Genomic DNA, 26,174 nt, shown 5'->3' with positions numbered 1-26,174 from the left:
CGTATTCGTAAAATCAATCTAAAACCTAAAATCTAAAATCTAAAATTATATGTCTTTTGTTCCTTTGCATATTCATAGTGACTATAGTTTGCTTGATGGGGCCAGTCAGCTACCAGAGTTAGTCGATAGAGCGATCGCACTGGGGATGAAAGCGATCGCACTCACAGATCATGGTGTCATGTATGGTGCAGTTGAATTAATTAAAATCTGTCGGAGTAAGACTATTAAGCCAATTATTGGCAACGAAATGTATATCATTAACGGTGATATTGAAAAACAAGAACGCCGTCCCAAATATCATCAAGTCGTTTTAGCTAAAAATACAAAAGGCTATAAAAACTTAGTTAAAATCACCACAATTTCTCACCTTCAAGGTGTACAAGGTAAAGGCATTTTTTCTCGTCCTTGTATTAATAAAGATTTACTGAAACAATATAAAGAAGGGTTAATAGTCACCAGTGCTTGTTTAGGTGGAGAAATTCCCCAAGCAATTCTTAGTAATCGACCAGATGCAGCCCGAAAAGTTGCAAAATGGTATAAAGAAGTATTTGGCGAAGATTTTTATTTAGAAATTCAAGATCACGGTTCTCAAGAAGACAGAATTGTTAATGTTGAAATTGTCAAAATTGCACGGGAATTAGGAATTAAATTTATTGCTACCAATGATTCCCATTATATTTCTTGTTTTGATGTAGAAGCACATGATGCTTTGCTATGTATTCAAACAGGGCAGCTAATTAGCGAAGATAAAAGAATGCGATATAGCGGCACAGAATATCTCAAATCTGCTGATGAGATGAAAGCGCTATTTCGTGACCATTTAACTGATGATGTCATTGCTGAAGCTATAGCCACAACGGTCGAAGTAGCGGATAAAATCGAGCCTTACCACATCATGGATGAGCCGAAAATCCCTACTCCTCCGATTCCTTCTGGTCACACTCCTGACACTTATACAGAAGAAATTGCTTGGCAAGGACTTTTAGAAAGATTAAATCGCAAATCCCGCAGCGAAGTAGATCAGGTTTATAAAGAAAGATTGGAATATGAATTAAAAATGCTGCAAAAAATGGGTTTTTCTACATACTTTTTAGTTGTGTGGGATTACATCAAATTTGCACGAGACAATAACATTCCTGTAGGTCCAGGTCGTGGTTCAGCAGCTGGTTCTTTGGTTGCTTACGCAATGCGAATTACCAACATTGACCCTGTACATCATGGCTTATTATTTGAGCGCTTTTTAAACCCAGAACGGAAATCAATGCCTGATATTGATACGGATTTCTGTATTGAAAAACGGGATCAAGTCATTGAATATGTAACCGATAAATATGGCGCTGATAGAGTTGCCCAAATTATTACTTTTAACCGATTAACATCGAAAGCAGTTTTAAAAGATGTCGCCAGAGTGTTAAATGTTCCCTATGGTGACGCTGATAAAATGGCGAAATTAATTCCTGTGGTGCGAGGAAAACCAACCAAACTTAAAGTTATGGTTTCTGATGAAACACCAGCACAAGAATTTAAAGATAAATATGATAATGACCCGAATGTTCGCCATTGGTTGGATATGGCCATGCGAATTGAAGGTACTAACAAAACCTTTGGTGTTCACGCTGCTGGTGTGGTGATTTCTGCTGACCCTCTTGATGAAATTGTCCCCCTACAACGCAATAATGATGGTTCTGTAATTACCCAGTATTTTATGGAAGATTTGGAATCATTGGGTTTGTTGAAAATGGATTTTCTCGGTTTGCGGAACCTCACCTTAATTCAAAAAACTATTGATTTAATTGAAGAAACTAAGGGTTATAAAATTGACCCAGATGAAATTACAGGTCAAGAAAGAAAAGCACAACATATATTAGCAAAAGGTCAGCATAGCACCTTACCCAAAGAAGTGCAGAAAGCTTATGATTTATTAGAATCAGGTGAATTAGAAGGAATATTTCAATTAGAGTCGTCGGGAATGAAGCAAATAGTTAGAGATTTGAAACCTTCTAATATTGAAGATATTTCTTCTATTTTGGCACTTTATCGACCAGGCCCATTAGATGCAGGCTTGATTCCTAAGTTTATTAACCGTAAACATGGACGAGAACAAATTGAATATGAAACAGGTATTTTAGAACCAATATTAAATGAAACCTATGGAATTATGGTCTATCAAGAGCAAATTATGAAAATTGCTCAGGATATGGCTGGTTATTCTTTAGGACAAGCTGACTTACTGCGTCGGGCTATGGGTAAAAAGAAAGTTTCTGAAATGCAGAAGCAGGAAGAAAAGTTTATTGATGGTTCCACTAAAAATGGTGTCAAAAAGCAAGTAGCTGAACAACTATTTGCGGATATGTTGAAGTTTGCTGAATATTGTTTAAGTTACGATACGGAAGTTTTAACTGTTGAATATGGTTTGATGGCTATCGGAGAAATTGTCGAAAAACGCATTGATTGTAGTGTGTTCAGTGTTGATAAAAATGGAAATATTTACACTCAACCAATAGCACAATGGCATAATCGGGGAATACAAGACTTGTATGAATATTGTTTAGATGATGCTTCAACAATTCGCGCCACAAAAGACCATAAATTTATGACTACTGCGGGGGAAATGTTGCCGATTGATGAGATTTTTGAACGGGATTTAGATTTGTTAAAGGCGCAGAATTTGCCACAGTAAAAATTAAAAATTAAAAACCCAACTAATTAGACTGACGCGGAGACACGGAGACACGGGGACGCGGGGACGCGGATAAAATTAAGAATAACCTGTCACCTGTTCCCTGTTCCCTTGTCATAACGACAATTTTTAACGCCCACCTGACTTGGAAATAAGACCCCACCCCTAACCCCTCCCCGCTGTTTCGTGGAGGGGAATAAGAAGTTTTTTTCATGGGTTCTGGTGTACGCAGTTCAAGATGGCTACTTACTCTGACAAAAATATCTTGATAAGAACAAAAATCCTATGACTCAAGGAAAAAATACTGCAATTGAAGGTATTTATGAAGTCTGTATTGGCGTTCCTGATCCAATTTCAGCAATTCAATATTGGGAACAATTTGGCTATCGCATTGGGCAAATGGGAGAATTAAGCGCAGATGCGGCTTACCAATTATACAAGGTGAATTCTGCTTTAAAAGCGATTCGTCTTTACCACCAAGACGCAGATCATGGTTTAATTCGGCTGATGATTTGGGAAAACCCCACAAATCAAGGATTGGGTATCAGTTCGATGAAAGTTAAGGGTAATCGTTGGGGTACTGCTTTAACTGCTGATTTGTTAGGAATTTTAAATCATGCAGAAAATGCCAAAGCCGCAGGTTCGACTATCAGGTACTCGCACCCTTACTGGGAAGTGATTTATGACAAAGACAAAAAAAGCCGTCCTTTTATAGATGCTGCTTTTGGGGTGCGAGAAATGATGTTGCTGCAACCATTGACGCGACAGGTGCTATTTCAACGTTTCGGCTATGTGATGCCCCATTATGGAAAAATCAATCACAATGGGGCTTTAGCTACTAGTCAGTTTACCCATATGGGGATGATTGTTCAGGATGATAGCAAAGAAACTCTGCGCTTTTATGAAGAAGTTTTGGGTTTGTTGCGTGTGCGTGATGATGTAGAAACTACCTATGAATCTTCTTTAGCCGGTCGAGATTTGTTTGAACTTAATCCTGGGGAAAAGTTTATAGTTACGGCTTTTGATGATCCTCGTTCTTCCAAGTCTGATTTTATGGCAGCACGCAGTGGTAGACTTTACATCATTCGTTTTCCAGAGCAGATCAGGTTAGAGTCGCGCTTTGAATCAGCCCAACCGGGAAGTTTGGGAATGTGCCTTTACACTTACCACGTCAGCGGAATACATACCTATTTTGACCGCATTCGGGCGAGTAATGCCAAAAATGTGACTGATATTGTGAATAATGAATTTGGAGAATTGAGTTTTTCCTTTGTTTCACCAGATGGCTATTTCTGGACTTTGGTAGAAAAAAATTAAATAATTCGTAATTCGTAATTCGTAATTCGTAAACAGGGAACAGGGAACAGGGAACAGGGAATAAATAGGCAGGGGGCAGGGTGCAGTAGATCATTATTTCTCCCCATCTCCCCATCTCCCCATCTCCCCATCTCCCCATCTCCCCATCTCCCCATCTCCCCATCTCCCCATCTCCCCATCTCCCCATCTCCCCATCTCCCCATCTCCCCATCTCCCCATCTCCCCATCTCCCCATCTCCCCATCTCCCCATCTCCCCATCTCCCCATCTCCCCATCTCCCCATCTCCCCATCTCCCCATCTCCCCATCTCCCCATCTCCCCATCTCCCCATCTCCCCATCTCCCCATCTCCCCATCTCCCCATCTCCCCATCTCCCCATCTCCCCATCTCCCCATCTCCCCATCTCCCCATCTCCCCATCTCCCCATCCCCGCGTCCCTACTTCTCCGCGTTCCCTAAAATCCCATTGCTTCAGCTACAGCTTTAACTTCTGCGGCAATGCCTTGTTTAAATTGACTGTGACTGTGCTTAATTGCTGTATCTGGGTCTTTAAGACCGTTCCCTGTGAGGACACAAACTACTGTTGCACCTGTAGGAACTTGGTCTTTTACCTTTAATAACCCTGCCACGGAAGCCGCACTAGCCGGTTCACAAAAAATACCTTCTGATGATGCTAGGAGTCTGTAAGCATCAAGGATTTCTTCGTCTGTGACGGCGTTGAAGCTTCCTTGACTGGCTGATTGGGCAGCGATCGCTTTATCCCAACTGGCAGGATTACCAATTCTAATTGCGGTGGCTAAGGTTTCCGGATGTGCGACAGGTTTACCATTTACCAAGGGTGCAGCACCCGCAGCTTGAAAGCCCATCATTTTCGGCAAGCGATCGCATTTACCGATTTGATGATATTGACAAAATCCCATCCAATATGCTGTGATATTTCCCGCATTTCCCACGGGTATACATAACCAATCGGGAGCGTTACCCAAGGCATCGACAACTTCAAAAGCTGCTGTTTTCTGTCCTTCCAAGCGATAAGGGTTGACAGAATTCACCAACGTAATCGGATAACTATCTGCCATTTCCCGAACAATTTCCAACGCCTGGTCAAAATTGCCTTTAATTGCTAATACCTCAGCCCCATAGAGTAATGCTTGTGCTAACTTACCTAAAGCTACATAGCCGTCAGGAATCAACACAAAAGGTTTCATTCCCCCACGGCGAGCATAAGCAGCAGCAGCAGCAGAAGTATTACCTGTACTAGCACAAATTACCGCCTTTGCCCCTGATTCTTTGGCTTTGGTAATGGCCATGGTCATCCCCCGATCTTTGAAGCTGCCGGTAGGGTTAAGACCATCATATTTGACTAATACCTTGACCTGTCTGCCAATGCGTTCTGCGATCGCTGGCACTGGTATCAAGGGTGTGTTACCTTCCAACAAGGTAACAACTGGAGTGCTTTCGCTGACAGGCAAGAATTCACGATAGGCTTCTATCAGTCCAGGCCAGGGTTGGTGATGAGATTTAGCAACAGACAAGCTCAAAGTCACAGGATTCAAAACTTCTTAACTAAGGATTTAAGATGGGAAAATTGTCTTTTATTTTATGGTGTGAATAACTTTACCACGCTGATGGCGATCTTCAGCTGCCGCGTCTACAAATTGCATCATTCTCCTTTCCAACTCGTCCTTCTTCTAGAAAGCCCCTCTATTGCCTAAAAGTGTCAACTATAAAGCACAAGAGATCGTCTGTCGTACTGAAGATTTATCATCGTATTTGCTTATGACTAAGCCTATAAACTATTAGATTATGTGATTAAAAGTATACTAATGATTTAAGAAAGCTTAAGATAACACTATTATAATATCTCGAATGGTGTGAGTTAAGTTTGCAAATGAGTATAACCATGTCCAATTTGTCATCCAGTGTTGCCAGTTGCGAATCTCATAGCGAATTAGTCAAAAAACTGACTAAGGCTTATTATCGAGACGACCAGCAAGAGAAATTTATGGATTTACAAGCTGAGGTAGATTCCCTACTACAACAGTTACAGAACCTCAAGAGCCAAAAACAAGAATCTTGTAACCAAGAAGAATAAACTAAAAAATTTAGTTACTACTCAAAGCGCTGATTAGTTCCTGACCAGCGCTTTAAGCTATATTTATGAGCATTTTCTACCAGTAAAGTTAGAGATGGATCATTAGCCAAATGAGCGATCGCACTTAAAGCTTGCTGTGATTTTGGTCTAAAGTCATTATAGATAACCTTACCAGTATTCGAGAAAATCAAAGTTCGGGGACGTTTTTGAGCTTCTACATTTCTCCTATTGATAGACGCTGACTGATTTAATGATTCTATCGCTGCACCTGAAATAGTCAGAACTACGTCCTGATTACCGTCATTAGTGACATCAATTAGTTGTACAGGCCAATCACCCATTTTTACCTGCATCTCTGGGAATTTGGGAACAGCACCAGAGGGCATATCACCAGATTGTTGCAAAGCACGCCATGTATTTTTTAGCATTACCTGCACTACTTGGGGATTTTGTTGATAGAGTTCTTGGACAGTAAGAGGAGATGGTTGTACCCATTCTAAGGCTGCCGGCGTAAGAGCTAAAGGTTTGGGTTGGAGAGAATTATTTCGAGTTTGAGGAATACTAGTACCAGCAGCTAAAAGCCGTAAAACCCCATTCCGCAGTTGTACAGCTTTGATAGTAGCCGGATTTATTTGCTGTTCTCCATTCTGTAACCAGACAATTATTTGGATAGTGGGATCAGCACTGATTCCCAATATTTTTGCCCAAAATTGGCTAGACTGAGTTTTTGGTGGGTTTAAATTAGTAAACGGGGAATTTAGCCAACTGACATGATTATGAAATGCACTTACCTCTACCTGATACCATACCTGGTTATCCGTAATCTTTAAATCTGCTGTTCCAGGAATGAGTACCCAATCAGCATTATTCACCAGGGTAACTTGTTGTACCCCACCAATAATTTGACTGAGTTGAGTGGTTGTCACCTCATAATTGAGTTTTGCTAACAAATCTTGAAAATAGGTGAGATTTTTCTGATTGATGTTTGGTTGTTCCTGCAACCAAGAAGTAGCACGTTGTTCTCCCCGTTGCAGGGCTAACATCAGATATGTCCAAGCTAAAACCGATTGTCTATTGGGGTTTAACCGCAACGCCACAGCTGTACGATTCCATAACCTGCCTCTATCTGCTTTCAGCAAGGTAGCAATTTCTTGGGCATTTTGAGAAGATGCTGTAAATATCTGTAAAGCCTTCTCCCAGCGACCATCAATTAAATCTGTTAGCACTTGTTGACTGGGACTAGCCGAAATTTTGTCAGCTTGGCTTTTAGTGAATTGGGAATGAAGGCGAATTAAATCGATTTGCGCCTGTACAGACTCTGGAAAAGGTTGTTGACGATTTTTCTGGAGAGATGTCAACCAAGCCAAAGCAGGAGTCCACATCCCATTTCGGGCTAATAATAGGGATTTTTGATAACCAAAGTCCTCAACTTCTGATTGGAGGTTAATTTCTTGCAGTACCAAGGAATTATTGGCTAACTGTCCAGATTTGATTTGGTAAACTTGCAGATGGGGTTCTAAACCTACTGTTTGATCGATAACTAACTCTTTTGCTGCACTACCAGTGACTTGCTCCCATTTAGGTAGTTGTCCATTTGGGTTTTTCCAGGATAACATTTGCTCTAAGCTGCTATTGCCAGGATTGTAATAATAAATTTGACCGTAGACTATAGAACTATCTTCTTGTTTGTGTTCCCCCCGCGCATAAAACCAGAACCCTGGGGAGAGTTTGGAGTCTTCAAAAGCTTTTACCTCAGTGAAAGATAAGCGCTTTTTTCCCTCTTGATTATTGGCATTTGATGCAGTTTCGCCAAAAGAAGCTTTCACAAAGGATTCTGTCAAACCAGTGACCGACATTTGAGTAATTAAATTGTAGTATTTTTCTGGTTGCAATCGGAACTCCAAGGACTTTGAGCGCTGATAAACCCTCAGTTCTACCAGTTCTTGGCAATTAGACTGACAATTAGCACGTTTTTGGAAAACTGGCAGTAGAAATGACTTCTGTTGCTGATCATCTAAATATATAGTTTCCCCAGCTATGCGGTTTTTTTGACTTAAGCTGAGTTGAATGGCTGGGAGAGTTTGGGGGCGATCGCTCTTACTCAGAGGAAGTTGCGCCCATTCTGGTAAAATTTCATTTAGCCAGCTAACCTGTTCTGGGTTGAAGATGAAGAGAATGCTAATCCAGCCGAAAGCTATAATTACACCCGTAGTACTTAACAAAATAGTCAGCGCTAAGGTTGACAACAACCAACTTTGCCATTGAGGCTGTTTCTGAGATTTTTTAGCGCTTTTCTTCATCGCACCGTTACGAGACTGATTGATGCGACCAGCTTTTTGATTCAGCTTACGCGAGTGCTTTGCCATCTTAGTTTTCAGTCAACTTGGAGAATCTTTTTAGGCTGGGCATTTTGTCTTTTATTCCCCTATTTGGAAAAGTTGCTCACAATTATTAAGTTTAAATTTTTACATCTTACCAAAAAGTCTCAATTATCCTCAGTTATAAATCAATCCGCTTCAATTAAGGCTAGTACTCTTTGTCAAAGTTATTTTTTTAATCTCTACTCAAACACGACAGTCCGATTTCCATACACTAAAACGCGATTTTGTAAATGCAATCTTACTGCCCTAGCTAACACAACTCTCTCCAAATCTTTACCCTTTCTCACTAAATCATCGACTTCATCACGGTGACTCACCCGCACCACATCTTGCTCAATAATTGGTCCCGCATCTAAATCAGCAGTAGCATAATGTGCTGTTGCTCCAATAATTTTCACACCTCTTTCAAAAGCTCGATGATAGGGATTTGCACCAATAAAAGCCGGTAAAAAGGAATGATGAATATTAATAATTTGCGGAAATTGTTTAATAAAATCTGCGCTGACAATCTGCATATATTTTGCTAAAACAACTAAATCAATTTGGTATTTTTTTAATAATTCAAGTTGTTTAATTTCCTGTTCTAGTTTATTATGTTTAGTAATGGGAAGATGATGATATTCAATCCCAAATTGTTCTGCTACTCCCTGTAAATCTGGATGGTTGCTGATAATTATGGGAATTTCAGCATTAAATTCCTTAGCGCGTTGTCGCCAAATTAAATCAAAAAGGCAATGGTCTTGTTTACTTACCCAAATAGCTAGACGCGGAACAGTATCAGAAAAGTGTAATTGCCATGTAGCGCCTAAAGGTTGACCAATTGCATTAAATGCCGGTTCAATCAAATCTTTCGGCAAATTAAACCCTTCTAACTGCCATTCTATGCGGGTGAGAAATAACCCAGCAGCAGCATCTGTATGTTGGTCTGCATGGATAATATTACCACCATTAGCATAGATAAAATTGGCAATTTTGGCAACTAATCCCCGTTGATCAGGACAGGAAATTAGTAAAGTTGCTGTTGACTTCATTAGATAAATATTACTTATTTGCTATTGGTGGGAGTTGGTAAAGGAAGAAGAGGTAAAGGCTGTGATTCAAGATTATTTCCGTTTTGTTTCCATTCGGATAATTGACGATTTACGGCATTGCTAAAATCTGGAGATACTAACAATAGATTTATATTACCATTTTGTTGAATATTGGGGTCAGTTTGAGCATATAAAAAACTCTTGTTAAAATTAGGTTTTCCTAAAATTAACTGATGGGTTTGCTGGTTTTTGAGTTTAATATCGATAGTTGATTGGGGTTTATCTAAACCAAATTCTGGGAGTTGACTAACTGGAGTTGATAAAGTTTTTTCACTTTTACCTTTCACCAATAAATCGAGCAGATAAGAAACAATAGCATCATTGGCAGGTTCTGATATTGGTGATTTGATTAACCATTTTGGCGGTTCAAGTTTACTGCTACGTTCTAGATTTAAAGTGAAATCTTTGGTTTTTACTGTTAATGACTGAATATCATCAGCAGCAAAAGAGAAAACCTGCTGTTTTTGTTTTTTAGTTTCTTCTTGCTGAGTTGAATTTTTAGTTTCAAAGAAGTAAACAAAACCACCCAAACCCAGGGCTAAAAGTATCAAAATTAAAGTGGTGCGTTTCATTTAGTCATTAGTCATTGGTCATTGGTCATTGGGAATAGGTAATTAAGTTATTCTTCATTTTCTCCGCGTCCCCGCGTCCCCGCGTCCCCATTTCCCTATCTCCCTATCTCCTCAGTAACTAATATCTATCTTCGTTTCCACCAAATAATACCGCCTGTTGTTAAACCAATTAACGGTAAAAGCAACAAAGAACATATGATTAAAATATTTGCTTGGGTGGTTGACATGGTGATACGACGATTTGTTGGTTCTTTGGGGCGAATTGAAAGAGGTTGCTGATCTTGCTGACTCAACCAAGTGACTGAATTCAGAAATACATCCCCATTTAATTGTTGTTCAAATAAACCATCTGTAGCAAAATCCGAGTTGCCTAATACTACTAACCGCGATTCTTTAGGAGTAGGTTGGGAAGTTGTTGGAGTTGGTGAAGTTGTTGGAGTTGGTGAAGTTGTTGGAGTTGGGGAAGTTGTTGGAGTTGGGGAAGTTGTTGGAGTTGGGGAAGTTGTTGGAGTTGGGGAAGTTGTTGGAGTTGGGGAAGTTGTTGGAGTTGGGGAAGTTGTTGGAGTTGGGGAAGTTGTTGGAGTTGGGGAAGTTGTTGGAGTTGGGGAAGTTGTTGGAGTTGGGGAAGTTGTTGGAGTTGGGGAAGTTGTTGGAGTTGGGGAAGTTGTTGGAGTTGGGGAAGTTGTTGGAGTTGGGGAAGTTGTTGGAGTTGGGGAAGTTGTTGGAGTTGGGGAAGTTGTTGGAGTTGGGGAAGTTGTTGGAGTTGGGGAAGTTGTTGGAGTTGGGGAAGTTGTTGGAGTTGGGGAAGTTGTTGGAGTTGGGGAAGTTGTTGGAGTTGGGGAAGTTGTTGGAGTGGGGATAACTTGGGCTGGTAAATTTCTTTTTAACGCCACACCCAAAGTGAGAGGACCTTTGAGGTCTTTACCTTCATTAAACTCTAATTTTTCGTTTTGCTGGTCACTTTCTGCCCAACTGTTAGGATAGGGTTTAGTTTTGAGTAAAGCAATAGATTCAATACCAGAAACTGGAGTAATTACTAAAGGTCGAACTAGGGGATAAAAAGAAATACCATTACCGAAATCTTTAGTAATGGGATGCTGTCCATATTCTGTGACTAGAGGTGCAGCAGGCCCAAGTCCTAAACTTTGTCCAGAGATATCAATAGCCAAACGATTATCTAATACCACACCCCAATCTTTTAGCAAGCTATCAATTTTAGGGTTGGTATTGGGGTTAATCATTAACAGTAAATTACCGCCACGATTAAGATAGTCTTGTAAAGCTTTGACTTCACCCTCAAAAAATTCTCGTTTTGCGCCGGCTACAATCACAACAGATGCATCTTCAGGAACTTGAGAAGATTCTGCTAAGTTCAATGGTGAAGCGGTGAAGTTTTTGTCTGTTAATCCCTGAACGGCTTGGGAAATTGCACCTTTTCCTGGTGTAAGTTGGTGTTCGCCGTGACCTTGGAGAAAGTAAACTTTTGCGGTAGTATTGGTGGTGATTTGTTGAAGTCGATTAGTTAACTTTATTTCTGAGAGGCGTTCATTTTCATTGACTGTTTGCACTAATTGCCGTTTATTTTCAAATTCCAGATATACTTCACCAAAATCTTTAACACCAAATTTTTCTGCTAGTCCTGGTCTAATTTGAGGGTCAATATATTCAAATTTAAATTTTGGACTTTGACGTTGAAAATTTTCTAGTAATTCTTGGTCTTGAGGATCTTTATCTCTTGCAAACACCCACACTTTAGCTGGTTGTGGCAATGTACTCAGTAATTCTTTAGATTGGGGGGCGAGGGTAAATAACTGTGTTTCGGTTAAGTCTGCCCGCAGGTGGTAGCGAATACCTAAAAAGTTGATTAATCCCAAAATGGTTAACACTGCTAAAGTCGCAACCACGGCATTTGTACCTGTTTGGGTAGAACGCTGTTTCCACCATTTACTCTGGCGACTTTGTAATATTATCCAAAAACCGCAAATCATTAAACCTGTAATTATCGATGCTAATGGAATTAATCCCCATTTTTGGGTGATGATACCTGCCGTTACGCCGACAGATATGAAGAATGGCCCTAGCCAAAATATAAGTTTCCAAGTTTGTTTTTTAATCATTATTTATTTTGAATTTTGTAATAATGCTAGGAATAATTAAACGCAGATAAACGCAGATGAAATTATTTTTGGGCAGATATCTATTGGTGATTGGGTGGAGAAGATTATGCCTCTACTGTCTTTGAAAGCGGAGTGCATCAATTGATTGGGCTGTGAGAAAGATGCCTAAAATAATGTAACTGGCAAATAATATTAAGGCGCTGGTGTCAAAAATTCCTTGAACTAGGGTGTTGTAATGTTTGATTAGGGAAAGATGACTTAATGCTTGTCCTATGGGACCGGGGATGCTTTTGCCGATTGCATCAATAAATAACAGCAAAATTATGACTGCGAAGCTGAGGACGGCTGATAAAAGTGTGCTGTCTGTTAATGAGGAAATAAACATTCCTAAAGATAAGATGGCTGCGGCTAGTAAGATTAATCCTAAGTGACCGAGTAAGGGAATTATGGGTGACATAGGGGGATTTGAACTGCTGAGTGCGATCGCTTCAAATCCTAATAAGGGTAAAATCAATGTGATCAAAAATGTTAGCACTCCTAATAATTTCCCGACGGCTACAGCCCAATTGGTAATTGGTGATGTGGCTAATAGTTCTAATGTTCCCCGTTTGCGTTCTTCGGCATAAAGTCCCATTGAAAGTATGGGTAGGATAAATAATAACAGCCACCCCATGCGGTCTAAAAAGGCCCGTACAAATTCATAGGGGACATCTATGGGCGGTACTGGGACTCCTATTTGTTGTCCTTGAATGTCAAAGGCTGCAACTGTGGGCAAAATACCTCCAGGGCCTAGCAAAATCATGACGAGGAATAAGCCGGAGATAAACCAAAAGATGCCAGCAATACCATAAGCTAAAGGCGATACAAAATAACTTTGTAGTTCTCGGCGATAAATGGCAATGATATTAGCTAGTACTATACCCATCTATGCGGCTTCTCCTTCTGTGTCTGTTAAGTCTACTTCCAGGGGTAAATTCTTTTCTTCTGTGGTCAGTTGCAAAAACACATCTTCTAGGGTAGCGCTGACTCGCCGCATTTCATATAAACCAAATCCTGCCCGAATCAAAGTCGCGGCAATATCTTTTCCTGGTTCTGTTCCGGGTTGGGATATTACCCGCATAGAAGCGCGGTTTTGAGAACTTGTCGGCATTGATTCTACCAGAATTACACCAGATACATTTTGCAATACCTGTTTTGCCAGTGCAGCTTCTCCTGTAATTTCTAATGCATATCCAGAACCTCCTGTCAATTGTGTCATCAGGCTTTCTGGGGTATTAGTGGCTACGACTTTACCGCCATTGATGATGGCAACGCGGTTACAGGTCATGCTCACTTCTGGGAGAATGTGGGTAGAGAGAATAATTGTGTGGGTTCCGGCCAGGCTTTTGATTAAGTTTCGCACTTCGATGATTTGGCGGGGGTCAAGTCCAACGGTGGGTTCGTCGAGAATGATGGCTGGGGGGTCGTGAACTATGGCTTGGGCAATGCCGACTCTTTGACGATAGCCTTTAGAAAGTTTGCGAATTATGACTTTGCGTTTTTCTTCTAAGTTGCAGCGTTGCATGGCTGCTTGGACTTTGAGGGCGCGATCGCCTGCCGATACCCCCTTAATTCGGGCTACAAAGTGCAGAAAACCCTCAACTGTCATTTCGGGGTATAAAGGTGGTGTCTCCGGTAAATAGCCGATTTTTTGCCGGACTGCGAGGGAGTTTTCATGGACATCATAGCCTGCTATTTTGGCTTTACCGTTGGTTGCTGGTAAATAGCCAGCTAAAATTCGCATGGTTGTAGTTTTACCTGCGCCATTTGGCCCTAATAAACCTAAGATTTCTCCTGGTTCGACATTAAAGGTAACATCAGTAATGGCTGAGGTAGAACCGTAAATTTTACTGAGATGTTCAACTTCTATCATTGGTGTTGTGGTTGGTTGCAATTTAACATCCACAATATTGACATTTTTTTCAAGTTATTGGGGACTAGGGAAAAATGTCACAAGGCTGCGCCGAATTATTTGACCCATATCAAAAAACTGAAACACAAACCAAAAGCAGAAATTATAAAGTATTGTCAATACTGTAGCCAAATCTATAGACAAATATTGCCATCTATTGTCATTCATAACAGTGAAACCAGCTAATAGATGGGGATAGAGCAAAACTCAAGCCAGAGAATGAGCATAAACTTATTGGCGCAAGTAACTAAACGTGATAGTATATACAATCATGTTATTATATCGGTAAGCTAGTCTATGCAGATGGTGGAGCGGCATATCATTCAAAAAAATCATCCCCACTATCAGGAGATAGATCAGTTATGTTTTGCTGCCAAAAACCTCTACAATTATGCTAACTTCCACATCCGTCAAAGCTTTATTCTTGCTCAAAAATATCTCGATTACAATTGTTTAGCAAAACAATTAAAATCAACAGAACCATATCAAGCTTTACCTGGGAAGGTGTCCCAACAAGTATTATTAGGACTACATCGCAACTGGTTAAGTTTTTTTGCAGCAATTAAAGCTTATACAGCAGATAAATCCAAATTTTTAGGTAGACCAAAATTACCCAAATATAAACACAAAGAAAAAGGCAGACATTTATTAGTTTACACAGCCCAGGCAGTGAGTAAACCAAAAATGAAAGCAGGTGTGATTCATCTGTCACAAACACAGATTTACATGACTACGAAAGTAGACTATGTACATCTAAATCAAGTGAGGATTGTCCCAAAAATTGACCATTATGTGGTAGAAGTGGTTTATGACAAGGAGGAAATAGATTATGGTTTAGACTGTAATTCTATAGCAGCGATTGATTTAGGCATAGATAATCTAGCAACTTTAACATCTAACCAGCCGGGATTTGTACCAGTTCTGGTTTCTGGGCGGATTATCAAATCAATTAATCGTTATTACAATCAAAGAAAAGCCAATTTACAATCTTTACTACCAAGTCATCAAAAGACATCTAAACAACTGCAAAGTTTAACTAAAAGCCGGAATTTTCGAGTAGATGATTATCTGCATAAAGCGAGTAGGTTAGTTATCGACCATTTAGTGAAGCAGGGGATTGGGACTTTAGTAATAGGTCAAAATCCACTGTGGAAACAAAATGCTAATTTGGGCAGCAGAAATAATCAAAATTTTGTTTGTATTCCTCATAGTAGATTTGTGCAGCAGTTAAGTTATAAGGCGAAATTAGTAGGGATAAAGGTATTGGTTTCTGAGGAGTCTTACACGAGTGTGGCTTCTTTTTTAGACCAAGATGCCATTCCTACTTATGGAGAAGCTGACTCGAAAGAAGTTAAATTTAGTGGTCGAAGAATCAGAACTAAGCTTTATAAAGCAGGTAATGGTAAACTGATTCACGCTGATGTAAATGGTAGTTTGAATATTTTAAGAAAAGTAGTCCCGACAGCGTTTAGTCTAGGGATAGGGGGCGTTGTAGTACGCCCTGTTGGGGTTATTCCCGGCAAACAAACGGCATGAGATATTTGTCTATGCTTTTTGGAACTATAAACTATAAATTACAAAGTATAAATTATAAATTATGGTTGTTGCCACAATCTATATCAACCCTGTGACAGGTAATGATACTAATGCTGGCTCCCGGTTAAGCCCTTTTAAAACTATTACCCGCGCCCTCAAAGTTACCACAACACCGGCAATTATTCACTTAGCACCAGGAACTTACAGCACGGCTAGTGGTGAATCGTTTCCGCTGATTATTCCAGCCCAGATGTTAGTGGTGGGTAACGAAGCTAATAAAGGTCAGGGAATTTTAATTGCTGGGGGTGGTGAGTATCAAAGTCCTAGTTTTGGTCTGCAAAATATTACTATGCTGTTGCTAGGTGATGCCAGTCTGTTGGGTGTAACTGTGACTAATTCTATCTCTAAGGGTACAGGTATTTGGATTGAATCGACAGCACCAACTTTGGCTAATAATACCTTCAGTAAATGTGGAAGGGAAGGCATATTTACAACTGGTAATGCTAAACCTGCAATTCTAGATAATCTGTTTGTGCAGAATGTGTCCAGTGGTTTAATGATGGCACGTAATAGCAAGGGGGAAGTGCTGCGGAATAGTTTTCAAAATAACCCTGTAGGAATAGCAATTAGTGATTTTGCTGCGCCACTGGTGGCAAATAATAAGCTTTCAGAAAACCGGATAGCGATCGCACTTTCTCGTGATGCAAGTCCTGTACTACGGCGAAATATGATTACCAAAAATAGCCAAGGTGGTTTATTGGTAAATGGTAACGCTGTTCCCGACTTAGGTAGCGCCCAAGATCCGGCTGATAATATTTTCCGGGATCAAGGAGAATTTGATGTCCAAAATTTATCATCCCAAAAATTAACTTCTGTTGGTAATCTGTTGAATCCTAGTCAGGTGAAGGGATTGGTGGAATTTATTGCCGCTACAGCAGAAACGCCCAGTCAAGTGGGAATTAGCAGCAGTTTTTCTGACTTAGATGGCCATTGGGCGGCGGCTTTTGTAGAAGCCTTAGTTAACAAAGGTTTGATTAGCGGCTTTCCTGATGGTACTTTTCAACCATCCACACCAATTACCCGCGCTCAATATGCGGCTTTAATTACCAAAACTTTTCAACTACTGACTAGTAAGAAATTAGATAAATTTAAAGATGTAAAAACTGACTTATGGGCTGCTGCTGCTATTGCCAGTGCAGTTGATGGGGGTTTTCTCAGTGGCTTTCCCGACGGGACATTTCGACCTGGGCAGAATTTAACCAAGGTTCAGGCAATAGTATCAATTGTCAATGGTTTAAAATTGACCGGTGGCAATCCCAATGGGTTAACAGTGTATAGCGATCGCGCTCAAATTCCCAGTTATGCTATCAATGCAGTTACAGTTGCTACGCAAAAATTATTAGTAGTTAATTACCCGCAAACAGAATTACTAGAACCATTACGAGAAATTACTCGTGCTGAGGTGACAGCTTTAATTTATCAAGCTTTAGTCGCTAGAGGTGAAGTAGAAGCCATCTCTTCTCCTTATATTGTCAAACCAGAAACAGAGATTCCCTCTTTCTCTGATTTAGTAGGACATTGGGCAGAACCATTTATCCGCGCCTTAGTGAGTATGAACTTAACTCAAGGTTTTGCAGATGGGAGTTATCGACCAGATAAACCCATGACTCGCGCTCAATATACAGCTTTAGTCGCGGCCGCTTTTAACCCCATAGCCAAACGCCAAGCCACAGAATTTACTGATGTCCCGCCAGGTTTTTGGGCAGCTAAGGCCATTCAAACAGCTGCCAGAGGTGGTTTTGTGAGCGGATTTAGCGATCGCACCTTTCGCCCCGATCAGAATGTGCAACGGCTACAGGTGATTGTTTCCCTGGTGAACGGATTAGGACTACCAGCGGCTGATCATAATGTCTCACTAGCTTACAGCGATAAAAAGTCTATTCCTGAATATGCCCGAAGTGCGATCGCTACTGGCACCCAACAGAAAATGATTGTTAATTATCCAGATCCTAAATTACTTGCACCCACAAGGGATGCTACAAGGGCAGAAGTTGCAGCTATGATATATCAGGCATTAGTTGCCTTAAAGCGTACTAAACCCATTAATTCACCCTATATAGGACTGATGTAAGGTGATGGGGAGGATGTGTCCCTCTATTTCCGCGTCCCCGCGTCCAAGTTCTACTATATTATTTTGCATATCAGCAATTGACAAGTAGAATGAAAAACACTGCCTATCAAATTTGCAGCTGATGAGAAAACGCTCATGTAGCTAAAAAGACGCTAGGCTAGATGCGATGGGTGAAACATTTATACCTATTGCCTGGAACTAACAACCCCATGCTAACAACAGCCCCAGATACGTCCGCAGAATTAGCCGCTAAATTATTAGTTCATTATAGTTTTGAACTCAGTGGGTATAGTGCCAGTGAATTAATTAACAGCTGGCGACGAGAATACCCGCTGCATTGGTTACACTTGGCAGTGGTTGAAGCACTGTATCAAGGTCGTTATAAAGCAATATCAGTACAACAAATTTTAACTTTTTGGCTCCGGCGGGGACAGGTGATTTATCATTTCAATATGGAATTTGAACGCCTGATTTGCAGCAAATTTCCGGAAAGCTTAACCAAAATATCTCCACCAGTATTACCACAGTTACCACAAGCACCGCCGATTGAACAAACAAAAAATGCTCAATTGATCCCTGCTAAAGTTGGGACTGCTTACCAAGAAAGTAAGATTCCCACTCACTCTTTAGCAAATAGTGAGGAAGAAGGGCGCGTTTTAACATCTCCTTCTTTTAAAGTGGCGACGGATATTAGCAAGCGGCAGTTAGCGACAGTTGTTAGTCAAAAGCTGATTACTCAGGGGAGTTTGATTCCAGCCAAGCCGCCAAAACAGTTGCCAGAAAGTGCTAATAACCCCCCCATTGGACAGTTTACGCCTCAAAGGAGCGATCGCTCTGAATCCTTCACATCCAAACTCAAAGCGATGTCAGGAGAAGAACCGGAATTTGCTGTGTAATGGGGCAGGGGCATGGGAAGACGCGGGGATGGGGTGATAGGGTGATGGGGTGATCTCACAGGGGTAGGTTATCAAGATCCTTGGTTGATTGTGACTGATTTAGAACCAGAACTTGGGGATATTTTCTGGTACAGTTTACGTATCGGAAGTCAAGAGTGATGGATGGCAGGCAGTGGCATAAAACTCGTTCTTTCCCTCCTTGTCTTCCAAGTCCAGCCTTCACCCATTGTAAAAAACCTACCCTTGTGAGATTCCCCCGTCTCCGCGTCGCCCCATCTCCTGACTCCTGAATTGTTACAAAAAAGGTAGGGTAGACAGTGCCTACCCCACCTTAAATTAGCTGATAAATTTATCTTCACAGCGCTGGAAATTTTTAACCTAAAAGTTGTTGTTTTAACAAACTAACTTTCTGCGATAATTCCTGCCGTGTTTCAGCTTTGATGAGATACCGGAAAGTAAACCAGATGGCATAACCTAAACCAACTATCTCAAAAATGGGTGCTAACAACGGGACATCATCAATAGCATCTAGCACGGCTAGAGCTACCTTGACTGTCACAAGGGCAGATAAGATGAAAACAAGGGTGAATAGAGCCTGCTTGTTTTTGTTCAAAATACTACCTAAATAATCAGGTAGTTGCTCTAAGAAGTCGAAAATTTGTCTGCTAACTCGCTGCCATTGGGATTCAGGTTCCTTAGCCGGCGGAAGCTTTGGCAAATTTGCAGTGTCTACACCCTCAAGAGCTAACAAATCTTGAGAAGAAACTGAATTAGCTGATCCTGGTTGCTGTTGTTGAGTTTCCATAATGTTTGCCATTTGGCGGCCACAACAGTTTTGATAAGTAACTGGACTTAAATTAATATACCAGTCTAGACTCAAAATACCCAAGTCAAAATTCGTTCTCTGTGAAAAGAGAACTTTATCTAAATTGTCTGACTCACATCTTCCACCTTTGCCATGAGATGCTAACTGTTAACGGGTTTCGCTTGTTGGTGGTACAACATTAGCTTTGACAACTACATTTTTTACTCCCTTAATTTCTTTTGCCAAAGGTTCAATCTTGGCTAATTGATCTTGCTGGCTCACAGTTCCTGCTACTGTAACTGTCCCCTCCTTAGTCGCATTAACTGTTAATACACCACCAGGAATATTAGCCTCTAATTTAGAGCGGACTTCACTTGCCAAATCGGCGGCGGCTCTATCAGTATCACCACCAGTAGCTAGATTTCGCTCTTCACGAGCGCGAATATCAGAATTGAGTTGTCTTCTGCGGAGTTCACTTTGGGCATCTTCTTTAGCATCTTGTGTAGTTTGTGCAGCCGGACTTGCTGGAACTTCTCCAGCATCAGGTGCAGTGACACTTGTCTTGGAAGTATTATCACAAGAAGCTGCACTCAAAAGTAAAACTGCACCAATTAAGAAAGAAGTTAGTTTTTTCATTTGTTTAGGTCGTGATATAAATGAGAAAATGTTAGTTTTTGGAGTCACATGGGTGGAAAATAAGAGCAAAATCATAACTATTTTGCTCCTAAAATGATTCCCCAGAGAGAGGAATTAAACAGTTTTCTCTCGATGATTAATCACAATTATTGGCGGTTCTCCAGGGTGATGGCTAGGAACATTTTCAACTTGTTGTACTTGCTCAAAACTAGGTTGATGTTTGCCAACATCACGAGCATCATAAATGGCAAATTCTTCAATTCCCAGGCGTTGGAGAATGTTTTGGGCTTGGTGAATTTGGGCTTCTGTGCCATCAACAATTAATAAGTAATCACCTTTTTGAAAGCGATCGCTATAAATTCGCGCCCGTTCTTCCGGAATTCCTAAACCAACAAGTCCCCCAGCAATACCGCCAACTGCTGCACCTACAGCGCCACCAGTTAGGGTTGTGGCCAAAGCTGTAGCTACTGCACCACCTGCGATTACCGGACCTACTCCGGGAATTGCTAAAGCCCCAAGGCCAACTAATAACCCACCTAATCCACCTAAAGCACCACCTGTAGCTGCTCCAGCTTTTAACCCCTCGTCTGCTTTATTACCTATTCCGGATTTCTCACGGATATTTCCATCTTTAGCAATTAAAGATACTTGCGTCATTGGAAAACCAGCATTTCGTAATTCTCTTAGTGCTGATTCCGCATCTCGCTGATGAGAAAATACCCCTATTGCTCTTCTGGTAGTTTGCACAGGTACAACAGGTACATTTACATCGTGATGAACAGCACTAGTTGGGTGTGCAACATTCTGGTGATCATAAACTTCATAGTCTTCAATTCCCCGACGATGAAGAATTTCTCTTGCTCTAGAAAGTTCCGCATCTGTACCATCGATGATAACTAAATAAGCTCCTTCTTCGACTCTTTTGTTATAAGCTCTGGCTCGTTCTTCGGGAATTCCTAAACCAATTAAACCCCCAATTAAACTACCTGCTACTGCACCAATACCAGCACCAGCAAGCGTTGTGGCTAAGGCGGTTGCTAATCCTCCAGCCAGCATGATTGGTCCAATTCCGGGAATTGCTAAAGTCCCAAGACCAATTAATAAGCCGGTCAATCCACCTACAGTACCACCAGAAATCCCGCCAACTTTTGCACCTTCTTCCGACTTATCTCCAACTTTCTCTGTGACTTGTGTACCAGCAATCCCGTCTCTGTCATCTTTATCTTTGGCGATAATAGAAACTCTATCCATTGCAAAGCCTGAATTTTTCAATTCATGCAATGCTTGTTCCGCATCACGACGATGGGAAAATACGCCTACAGCACGTCTATGTACACCTATAACCATACTTGTATTTCTCCCAAAATATAAAAGATTTATTCCCGAATTTATTCCAGGCAATAGCTCTATTACTACATTGTTTAATTAGGTTTTCATCAATCTATTGGAGGAAGTTCAAGTTCTATCATTAGGTATAGAAAAACTGTAAAGTAGGCATCAACAAAAAGAGCCGCACCCTAATTCCTGATGTTATACCAATGTTAGGTGAGGCTGTTGTCGGTGATATTAAAGGCACTGGTTTAGGACTTGCAATAGTGAAAAAATGTGTGGAAGTTCATCAAGGAAAGATTGCACTGGAAAGTAAAGAACAAATAGGTACAAAGATTACTGTATCCCTACCTCGTTATCCAGGGATAGCAATTTCCGATACTTAATTTAAGAACAAAATTAATACAGCAGAATTCAGGAGTCAGGAGTCAGGATTCAGGAGTCAGAATGCTTATGAAATGAAGAATAGAGATAGGTGAGATTTTATCAAAATCATCAAAGTTTACTAAAAAAGCCTTTATTCTCCTGAACCGCAGGTCTGCGTAGCTTCTTCTGTATTCTCTATCCTGAATACTTACGAACAAAATGCCAAATTCGACAGATTATCCATTGTTGGTGCAGTACCTAAATATTTAGCTACTATCCCCAACAATTTGATTCTGTACCTCATTGATCTGCAATCTGCTGTAATTATTAAATGTATTGAATTATCTGTGTTTATTTGCGGTAGTTGTCGTTGAGATATTATTCTATGTAGCTTCATTTTAAGAAAGGTATTACCTCTTTTTTCCTAAACTAGGAATTTAGCATCATCAAGTAAAATAGACCTTAACTAATAAATCAGGAGAGAGATTGAGGTGATACATATCACACTGGTCTTCGTTTTCAATCATTGATAAATGATAAAACTATCACCTAATATCTTAAAATAGAAGGATAAACTATATTTCAATAAAAAAAATCAGCATTTAAGTGGTAATTGACTGATTGAGGGGGTATTAAGCTGATGATAGAAAAATTATTACTGGCATTTATTCTAACATTTACATTCAGCCTGTTTACGGATATGGGTCGGTCTGCTTCCAGCCATAAGCTCGCCAAAACAACTTCACACCATCAAGAGGCTTTTACTCTGACTCAAAGTCGCCAAACCAATGATAAATCTGTATCAGAGGCAGATACGGTAGTCGATTGATTGAGATTATGAATATCATCTATGAAGTATCAATCTAAATCAATTACGATTAAGACCTCATCAGATATATTTTGACACCGAGTATGAAAAACCCAATTCTATATACAGCAGCATTTTTGCTAACTATCAGCTTGCCTGCAACCGCACAAACATCAAATTATGAAGCTATAAAACAGTTATTAGCAACTAAACAATGTCACAACTGTAACCTCCGCAATGCAGGCTTAGTCATGTCTGACTTATCAGGAGCCAATTTAAGCGGTGCGAATCTTGCAGGTGCTAACCTCAGCCGTGCAAACTTGAGTGGTGCTGATTTGCGGGGTGCAAACTTGACTGGAGCTAGTTTATTTGGTGTTAACTTAAGCGAGGCTAAACTCAGCGGTGCAAATTTAACGAGTGCTGATTTGAGAAATACCTATTTGGTGAATGTAGAATTGACTGATGCTAATCTTAAGAATACTAACTTCCACGGTGCTGTTGGTATACCTTCACAAATTGCTAAACCAGAAGAATTTTATGGTTGGGGTGTAGCAGCAGCCGAAAAAGGCAACCTTAAACCAGCTATTGATTATTTTAGTCAAGCGATCGCACTAAAACCAGACTACGCAGGAGCATATTTATCTCGTGGTGTAGCTAGTTACCAAAGCTTAGACCGAAAAAACGCCTTAGAAGATGCTAAAACCGCAGCCAAACTGTTTGAAGAACAAAAAAATGCTGAGGGAGCGCTAACAGCACAAGCTTTTATTCTCGAACTGAAAACACCTTATGGTGAAAAAGTCACTACTGGTAAACCCAGTTTTATGGATTTTGTCGGTAGTCTGGGTTCAGTATTGTTGCAATTTCTACCTTTTTGACTCCTAAGTCCAAAAGCTAGATTTTAAACTAATAACTAAGGACTAATTTTTGAGACAATCAATATCTACAACAATCGCAATAATAGCGATGATGGCTCAGAAGGAAAAAACATAGATGTCGGATAATTTAAAGAGTAAAGTTGTTACCCAAGGTGTACAGCGATCGCCAAATCGGGCTATGCTGCGTGCAGTTGGTTTTCAAGACGAAGATTTCAACAAAGCTATTGTTGGTATTGCCAATGGTTACAGTACCATCACCCCCTGTAACATGGGGATTAATAAACTCGCACAAAGAGCAGAAAGTGGGGTGAAAAGTGCCGGCGCAATGCCGCAAATGTTTGGTACGATTACCATCAGTGACGGCATTTCTATGGGAACCGAAGGGATGAAATATTCCCTAGTGTCGCGGGAAGTCATCGCTGATTCCATTGAAACTGCCTGTACCGGACAAAGTATGGATGGTGTGCTGGCTATTGGTGGTTGTGATAAAAATATGCCAGGGGCAATGTTAGCGATGGCTCGCATGAACATCCCCGCGATCTTTGTTTATGGTGGTACAATCAAACCCGGACACTATAACGGCAAAGACTTAACCGTTGTCAGTTCCTTTGAAGCGGTTGGTCAATATAGCGCTGGTAAAATTGACGAAGCAGAACTATTAGCAGTGGAAACTCTCGCTTGTCCTGGTGCAGGTTCCTGTGGGGGAATGTTCACAGCTAACACCATGTCTTCAGCATTTGAAGCTATGGGCATGAGCTTACCATATTCCTCGACGATGGCTGCCGAAGATGCAGAAAAAGCGGATAGCACCGAAAAATCTGCCTTTGTCTTAGTCGAAGCCATTCGTAAGCAGATATTACCCCGGCAAATTATCACCCGCAAATCCATTGAAAATGCCATTTCGGTAATTATGGCAGTAGGTGGTTCCACCAATGCCGTTTTGCATTTTCTAGCGATCGCCCGCGCAGCTGGTGTAGAACTAAATTTAGACGACTTTGAAACTATTCGCGGACGTGTGCCTGTATTGTGTGATTTAAAACCTAGTGGTAAATATGTCGCCACAGATTTACACAAAGCTGGTGGTATTCCTCAAGTCATGAAAATGCTATTAGCCCATGACTTATTGCATGGTGACTGTATAACAATTAGCGGTGAAACCGTAGCCGAAGTTTTAGCAGACATACCAGTAGAACCACGCAGCGATCAAGATGTAATTCGTCCTTGGGATAACCCAATGTATGCCCAAGGTCATTTAGCCATTCTCAAAGGCAACCTAGCCACAGAAGGTGCAGTCGCCAAAATTACAGGCGTGAAAAAACCCACAATTACTGGCCCAGCTAGGGTATTTGAATCAGAAGAATCTTGCTTAGATGCAATTTTGGCAGGTAAAATTAAAGCTGGTGACGTGATTATTATTCGTTACGAAGGCCCCAAAGGCGGACCCGGAATGCGAGAAATGCTGGCTCCCACCTCAGCAATCATTGGTGCTGGTTTAGGTGATTCAGTGGGTTTAATTACCGACGGACGCTTTTCGGGCGGTACTTACGGGATGGTAGTTGGACACGTAGCCCCAGAAGCCGCAGTGGGCGGGAATATTGCCCTAGTAGAAGAAGGTGATAGTATCACGATTGACGCTAATGCTCGCCTGTTGCAAGTGAATGTATCAGACGCAGAACTAGCTAGTCGTCGTGCTAATTGGCAACCTCCCGCACCTCGTTATACTCAAGGCGTTTTGGCGAAATATGCCAAATTAGTAGCTTCTAGTAGTGTTGGTGCAGTCACAGATTTGGACTTGTTTGCTAATTAGGCATAGGAGTGAAAAAGAATGTAGAGACGAGAATCCTTAATCATGGAACGTCTCTATTCACATCTTGTCCCTTTTAAAAAATTGTTGGTGGGCATTGCCCACCCTACTAAATAATCAGGTTTTAAGACTTTTATTCTGCAACCCACATGGTATAAATTTGTTGATTTTATAAAAATAGATCTAAAGATAGATTGCACGTTAGGCGTAAGCTTAAGCTATATTTGCTGTAGCAATAAAAAAAGAAATATAAGTAATTCTTGCATAGTCAAAAAATATCAAATTTTTGTACATTTTCTGATGTGGCTATTTCCTCAGCAGGATTGAATTAACGTGACTAGTTCGTATATAAAGCTGAATTTATTAGCTCGTAAACTCTCAGAGGTTGTTTGAAAAGTATTAGATGAAACCAATAATTTCCAAGAACCTAACCCCCCAGCCCCCCTTCCCTACCAGGGAATGGGGGTTTCAAAGCCTCTCCCCGCGTCGGGGAGAGGTTTGGAGAGGGGTTTATTTATACATTAAAAACTTTTAAAACATCCTCTCAGTGAAACTGGGCATGATCACAGCTTTTATTGGTTTTGTGGTTTGACATTGCTAGGGATAGCAATTTTATTAGCTTGTCCTGAAGGGGGTTGGATGAAAGTGGTGATGAGTCCTTACTTAGGTGGAGTTATTATTCGTAGCCTCTTACCTATAATTATTGGCGCTCCTATTTTGAATGCAGCATTATTGATGTTGGCTTCTGAAAACAATTTACTGCTACCAGCCCCCTTCCCTACCAG

22 protein-coding genes are annotated in these 26,174 nt (G+C 40.8%); 11 read left to right on the top strand and 11 right to left on the bottom strand.

Features of this window, described 5'->3' with window-relative positions:
• Positions 1 to 49 precede the first annotated feature (49 nt).
• Positions 50 to 2,680, top strand: a complete 2,631-nt coding sequence (locus A9Y75_RS13960; RefSeq protein ID WP_071190175.1) for a trans-splicing intein-formed DNA polymerase III subunit alpha N-terminal partner DnaE-N — start codon at positions 50 to 52, stop codon at positions 2,678 to 2,680.
• Positions 2,681 to 2,965: 285 nt separating this feature from the next.
• Positions 2,966 to 3,997, top strand: a complete 1,032-nt coding sequence (locus tag A9Y75_RS13955; protein WP_071190174.1) for a glyoxalase/bleomycin resistance/extradiol dioxygenase family protein — start codon at positions 2,966 to 2,968, stop codon at positions 3,995 to 3,997.
• Here the strand turns inward: A9Y75_RS13955 and A9Y75_RS26525 are convergent.
• Entirely contained in the window at positions 3,994 to 4,392 is a 399-nt protein-coding gene (locus A9Y75_RS26525; RefSeq protein ID WP_201788416.1) for a hypothetical protein, read from the bottom strand. The two genes, A9Y75_RS13955 and A9Y75_RS26525, sit on opposite strands and share 4 nt — an antisense overlap.
• A gap of 59 nt (positions 4,393 to 4,451) precedes the next feature.
• Positions 4,452 to 5,543, bottom strand: coding sequence for a threonine synthase (thrC, locus tag A9Y75_RS13945; RefSeq protein ID WP_071190173.1), 1,092 nt, complete (start codon positions 5,541 to 5,543; stop codon positions 4,452 to 4,454).
• 356 nt (positions 5,544 to 5,899) lie between these two features.
• Between thrC and A9Y75_RS13940 the strand changes: the two genes are divergently transcribed.
• Complete coding sequence (locus A9Y75_RS13940; protein WP_071190172.1) at positions 5,900 to 6,091, top strand: hypothetical protein; 192 nt, start codon at positions 5,900 to 5,902, stop codon at positions 6,089 to 6,091.
• 17 nt (positions 6,092 to 6,108) lie between these two features.
• Here A9Y75_RS13940 and A9Y75_RS13935 read toward each other — a convergent pair whose 3' ends face one another.
• The 6 genes from A9Y75_RS13935 to A9Y75_RS13910 form a co-directional block, all read right to left on the bottom strand.
• Positions 6,109 to 8,457 (bottom strand): hypothetical protein, encoded by a 2,349-nt coding sequence (locus A9Y75_RS13935; protein ID WP_071190171.1) that lies wholly within the window; start codon positions 8,455 to 8,457, stop codon positions 6,109 to 6,111.
• Between the two features lie 194 nt (positions 8,458 to 8,651).
• Positions 8,652 to 9,503, bottom strand: coding sequence for a formyltetrahydrofolate deformylase (gene purU, locus A9Y75_RS13930; RefSeq protein ID WP_071190170.1), 852 nt, complete (start codon positions 9,501 to 9,503; stop codon positions 8,652 to 8,654).
• Between the two features lie 14 nt (positions 9,504 to 9,517).
• Complete coding sequence (locus tag A9Y75_RS13925) at positions 9,518 to 10,135, bottom strand: DUF4340 domain-containing protein (protein WP_071190169.1); 618 nt, start codon at positions 10,133 to 10,135, stop codon at positions 9,518 to 9,520.
• Positions 10,136 to 10,260: 125 nt separating this feature from the next.
• A complete protein-coding gene (locus tag A9Y75_RS13920; RefSeq protein ID WP_071190168.1) occupies positions 10,261 to 12,252 on the bottom strand; it encodes a Gldg family protein in 1,992 nt (663 codons plus the stop codon).
• A gap of 112 nt (positions 12,253 to 12,364) precedes the next feature.
• Positions 12,365 to 13,177 carry an ABC transporter permease subunit gene (locus A9Y75_RS13915; RefSeq protein WP_071190167.1) on the bottom strand — a complete coding sequence of 271 codons (813 nt, stop codon included), beginning with the start codon at positions 13,175 to 13,177 and terminating at the stop codon, positions 12,365 to 12,367.
• Positions 13,178 to 14,164 (bottom strand): ABC transporter ATP-binding protein, encoded by a 987-nt coding sequence (locus tag A9Y75_RS13910; protein ID WP_071190561.1) that lies wholly within the window; start codon positions 14,162 to 14,164, stop codon positions 13,178 to 13,180.
• 336 nt (positions 14,165 to 14,500) lie between these two features.
• On the opposite strand from A9Y75_RS13910, the gene A9Y75_RS13905 reads away from it, so the two are divergent.
• The 3 genes from A9Y75_RS13905 (at position 14,501) to A9Y75_RS13895 (ending at position 18,766) form a co-directional block, all read left to right on the top strand.
• Positions 14,501 to 15,739: an RNA-guided endonuclease TnpB family protein gene (locus A9Y75_RS13905; protein WP_071190166.1), complete on the top strand. Its 1,239-nt coding sequence runs from the start codon at positions 14,501 to 14,503 to the stop codon at positions 15,737 to 15,739.
• Positions 15,740 to 15,800: 61 nt separating this feature from the next.
• Positions 15,801 to 17,870, top strand: a complete 2,070-nt coding sequence (locus A9Y75_RS13900; RefSeq protein WP_071190165.1) for an S-layer homology domain-containing protein — start codon at positions 15,801 to 15,803, stop codon at positions 17,868 to 17,870.
• Positions 17,871 to 18,079: 209 nt separating this feature from the next.
• Positions 18,080 to 18,766: a hypothetical protein gene (locus A9Y75_RS13895; RefSeq protein ID WP_071190164.1), complete on the top strand. Its 687-nt coding sequence runs from the start codon at positions 18,080 to 18,082 to the stop codon at positions 18,764 to 18,766.
• Positions 18,767 to 19,139: 373 nt separating this feature from the next.
• Here the strand turns inward: A9Y75_RS13895 and A9Y75_RS13890 are convergent, their stop codons facing one another.
• The 3 genes from A9Y75_RS13890 to A9Y75_RS13880 form a co-directional block, all read right to left on the bottom strand.
• Complete coding sequence (locus tag A9Y75_RS13890; protein WP_236721408.1) at positions 19,140 to 19,583, bottom strand: CAAD domain-containing protein; 444 nt, start codon at positions 19,581 to 19,583, stop codon at positions 19,140 to 19,142.
• A 156-nt stretch (positions 19,584 to 19,739) separates the two neighbouring features.
• Positions 19,740 to 20,207 (bottom strand): BON domain-containing protein, encoded by a 468-nt coding sequence (locus A9Y75_RS13885; RefSeq protein ID WP_071190560.1) that lies wholly within the window; start codon positions 20,205 to 20,207, stop codon positions 19,740 to 19,742.
• Positions 20,208 to 20,321: 114 nt separating this feature from the next.
• Positions 20,322 to 21,554, bottom strand: coding sequence for a general stress protein (locus tag A9Y75_RS13880; protein WP_071190162.1), 1,233 nt, complete (start codon positions 21,552 to 21,554; stop codon positions 20,322 to 20,324).
• Between the two features lie 149 nt (positions 21,555 to 21,703).
• On the opposite strand from A9Y75_RS13880, the gene A9Y75_RS26520 reads away from it, so the two are divergent.
• From A9Y75_RS26520 to A9Y75_RS28505, 5 genes are all read left to right on the top strand, one after another.
• Positions 21,704 to 21,922 (top strand): ATP-binding protein, encoded by a 219-nt coding sequence (locus A9Y75_RS26520; protein ID WP_343232441.1) that lies wholly within the window; start codon positions 21,704 to 21,706, stop codon positions 21,920 to 21,922.
• Between the two features lie 680 nt (positions 21,923 to 22,602).
• On the top strand, positions 22,603 to 22,731 hold the full coding sequence (locus A9Y75_RS30190; protein WP_269086303.1) for a hypothetical protein: 129 nt from the start codon (positions 22,603 to 22,605) through the stop codon (positions 22,729 to 22,731).
• An 83-nt stretch (positions 22,732 to 22,814) separates the two neighbouring features.
• Complete coding sequence (locus A9Y75_RS13870) at positions 22,815 to 23,585, top strand: pentapeptide repeat-containing protein (RefSeq protein ID WP_071190160.1); 771 nt, start codon at positions 22,815 to 22,817, stop codon at positions 23,583 to 23,585.
• A gap of 115 nt (positions 23,586 to 23,700) precedes the next feature.
• The gene (ilvD, locus tag A9Y75_RS13865; protein WP_071190159.1) at positions 23,701 to 25,392 is read left to right on the top strand and encodes a dihydroxy-acid dehydratase; all 1,692 of its coding nucleotides are present in this window, start codon (positions 23,701 to 23,703) and stop codon (positions 25,390 to 25,392) included.
• Positions 25,393 to 25,983: 591 nt separating this feature from the next.
• Positions 25,984 to 26,174, top strand: a 191-nt coding sequence (locus A9Y75_RS28505; RefSeq protein ID WP_177176186.1) for a hypothetical protein, incomplete at its 3' end; no start/stop codon positions are given.

The organism is Trichormus sp. NMC-1, assembly GCF_001858025.1.
Classification (GTDB): Bacteria; Cyanobacteriota; Cyanobacteriia; order Cyanobacteriales; family Nostocaceae; genus Anabaena.
The sequence above is the reverse complement of the archived record's forward strand: the minus strand, read 5'-3'. Positions and strand labels throughout refer to the sequence as shown.

Excerpts from the sequence above, each read along its gene's own strand:
- A9Y75_RS26525 (WP_201788416.1), bottom strand. The coding sequence starts at position 4,392 with ATGGGGAGATGGGGAGATGGGGAGATGGGGAGATGGGGAGATGGGGAG.
- A9Y75_RS13885 (WP_071190560.1), bottom strand. The coding sequence starts at position 20,207 with ATGAAAAAACTAACTTCTTTCTTAATTGGTGCAGTTTTACTTTTGAGT.
- A9Y75_RS13935 (WP_071190171.1), bottom strand. The coding sequence starts at position 8,457 with ATGGCAAAGCACTCGCGTAAGCTGAATCAAAAAGCTGGTCGCATCAAT.
- A9Y75_RS13920 (WP_071190168.1), bottom strand. The coding sequence starts at position 12,252 with ATGATTAAAAAACAAACTTGGAAACTTATATTTTGGCTAGGGCCATTC.
- purU (WP_071190170.1), bottom strand. The coding sequence starts at position 9,503 with ATGAAGTCAACAGCAACTTTACTAATTTCCTGTCCTGATCAACGGGGA.
- ilvD (WP_071190159.1), top strand. The coding sequence starts at position 23,701 with ATGTCGGATAATTTAAAGAGTAAAGTTGTTACCCAAGGTGTACAGCGA.
- A9Y75_RS13955 (WP_071190174.1), top strand. The coding sequence starts at position 2,966 with ATGACTCAAGGAAAAAATACTGCAATTGAAGGTATTTATGAAGTCTGT.
- A9Y75_RS13905 (WP_071190166.1), top strand. The coding sequence starts at position 14,501 with ATGCAGATGGTGGAGCGGCATATCATTCAAAAAAATCATCCCCACTAT.
- A9Y75_RS13915 (WP_071190167.1), bottom strand. The coding sequence starts at position 13,177 with ATGGGTATAGTACTAGCTAATATCATTGCCATTTATCGCCGAGAACTA.
- A9Y75_RS13960 (WP_071190175.1), top strand. The coding sequence starts at position 50 with ATGTCTTTTGTTCCTTTGCATATTCATAGTGACTATAGTTTGCTTGAT.
- A9Y75_RS13890 (WP_236721408.1), bottom strand. The coding sequence starts at position 19,583 with ATGGCAAACATTATGGAAACTCAACAACAGCAACCAGGATCAGCTAAT.
- A9Y75_RS13895 (WP_071190164.1), top strand. The coding sequence starts at position 18,080 with ATGCTAACAACAGCCCCAGATACGTCCGCAGAATTAGCCGCTAAATTA.
- A9Y75_RS13910 (WP_071190561.1), bottom strand. The coding sequence starts at position 14,164 with ATGATAGAAGTTGAACATCTCAGTAAAATTTACGGTTCTACCTCAGCC.
- A9Y75_RS13880 (WP_071190162.1), bottom strand. The coding sequence starts at position 21,554 with ATGGTTATAGGTGTACATAGACGTGCTGTAGGCGTATTTTCCCATCGT.
- A9Y75_RS13900 (WP_071190165.1), top strand. The coding sequence starts at position 15,801 with ATGGTTGTTGCCACAATCTATATCAACCCTGTGACAGGTAATGATACT.
- A9Y75_RS30190 (WP_269086303.1), top strand. The coding sequence starts at position 22,603 with ATGGGTCGGTCTGCTTCCAGCCATAAGCTCGCCAAAACAACTTCACAC.
- A9Y75_RS13925 (WP_071190169.1), bottom strand. The coding sequence starts at position 10,135 with ATGAAACGCACCACTTTAATTTTGATACTTTTAGCCCTGGGTTTGGGT.
- A9Y75_RS13940 (WP_071190172.1), top strand. The coding sequence starts at position 5,900 with ATGTCCAATTTGTCATCCAGTGTTGCCAGTTGCGAATCTCATAGCGAA.
- A9Y75_RS13870 (WP_071190160.1), top strand. The coding sequence starts at position 22,815 with ATGAAAAACCCAATTCTATATACAGCAGCATTTTTGCTAACTATCAGC.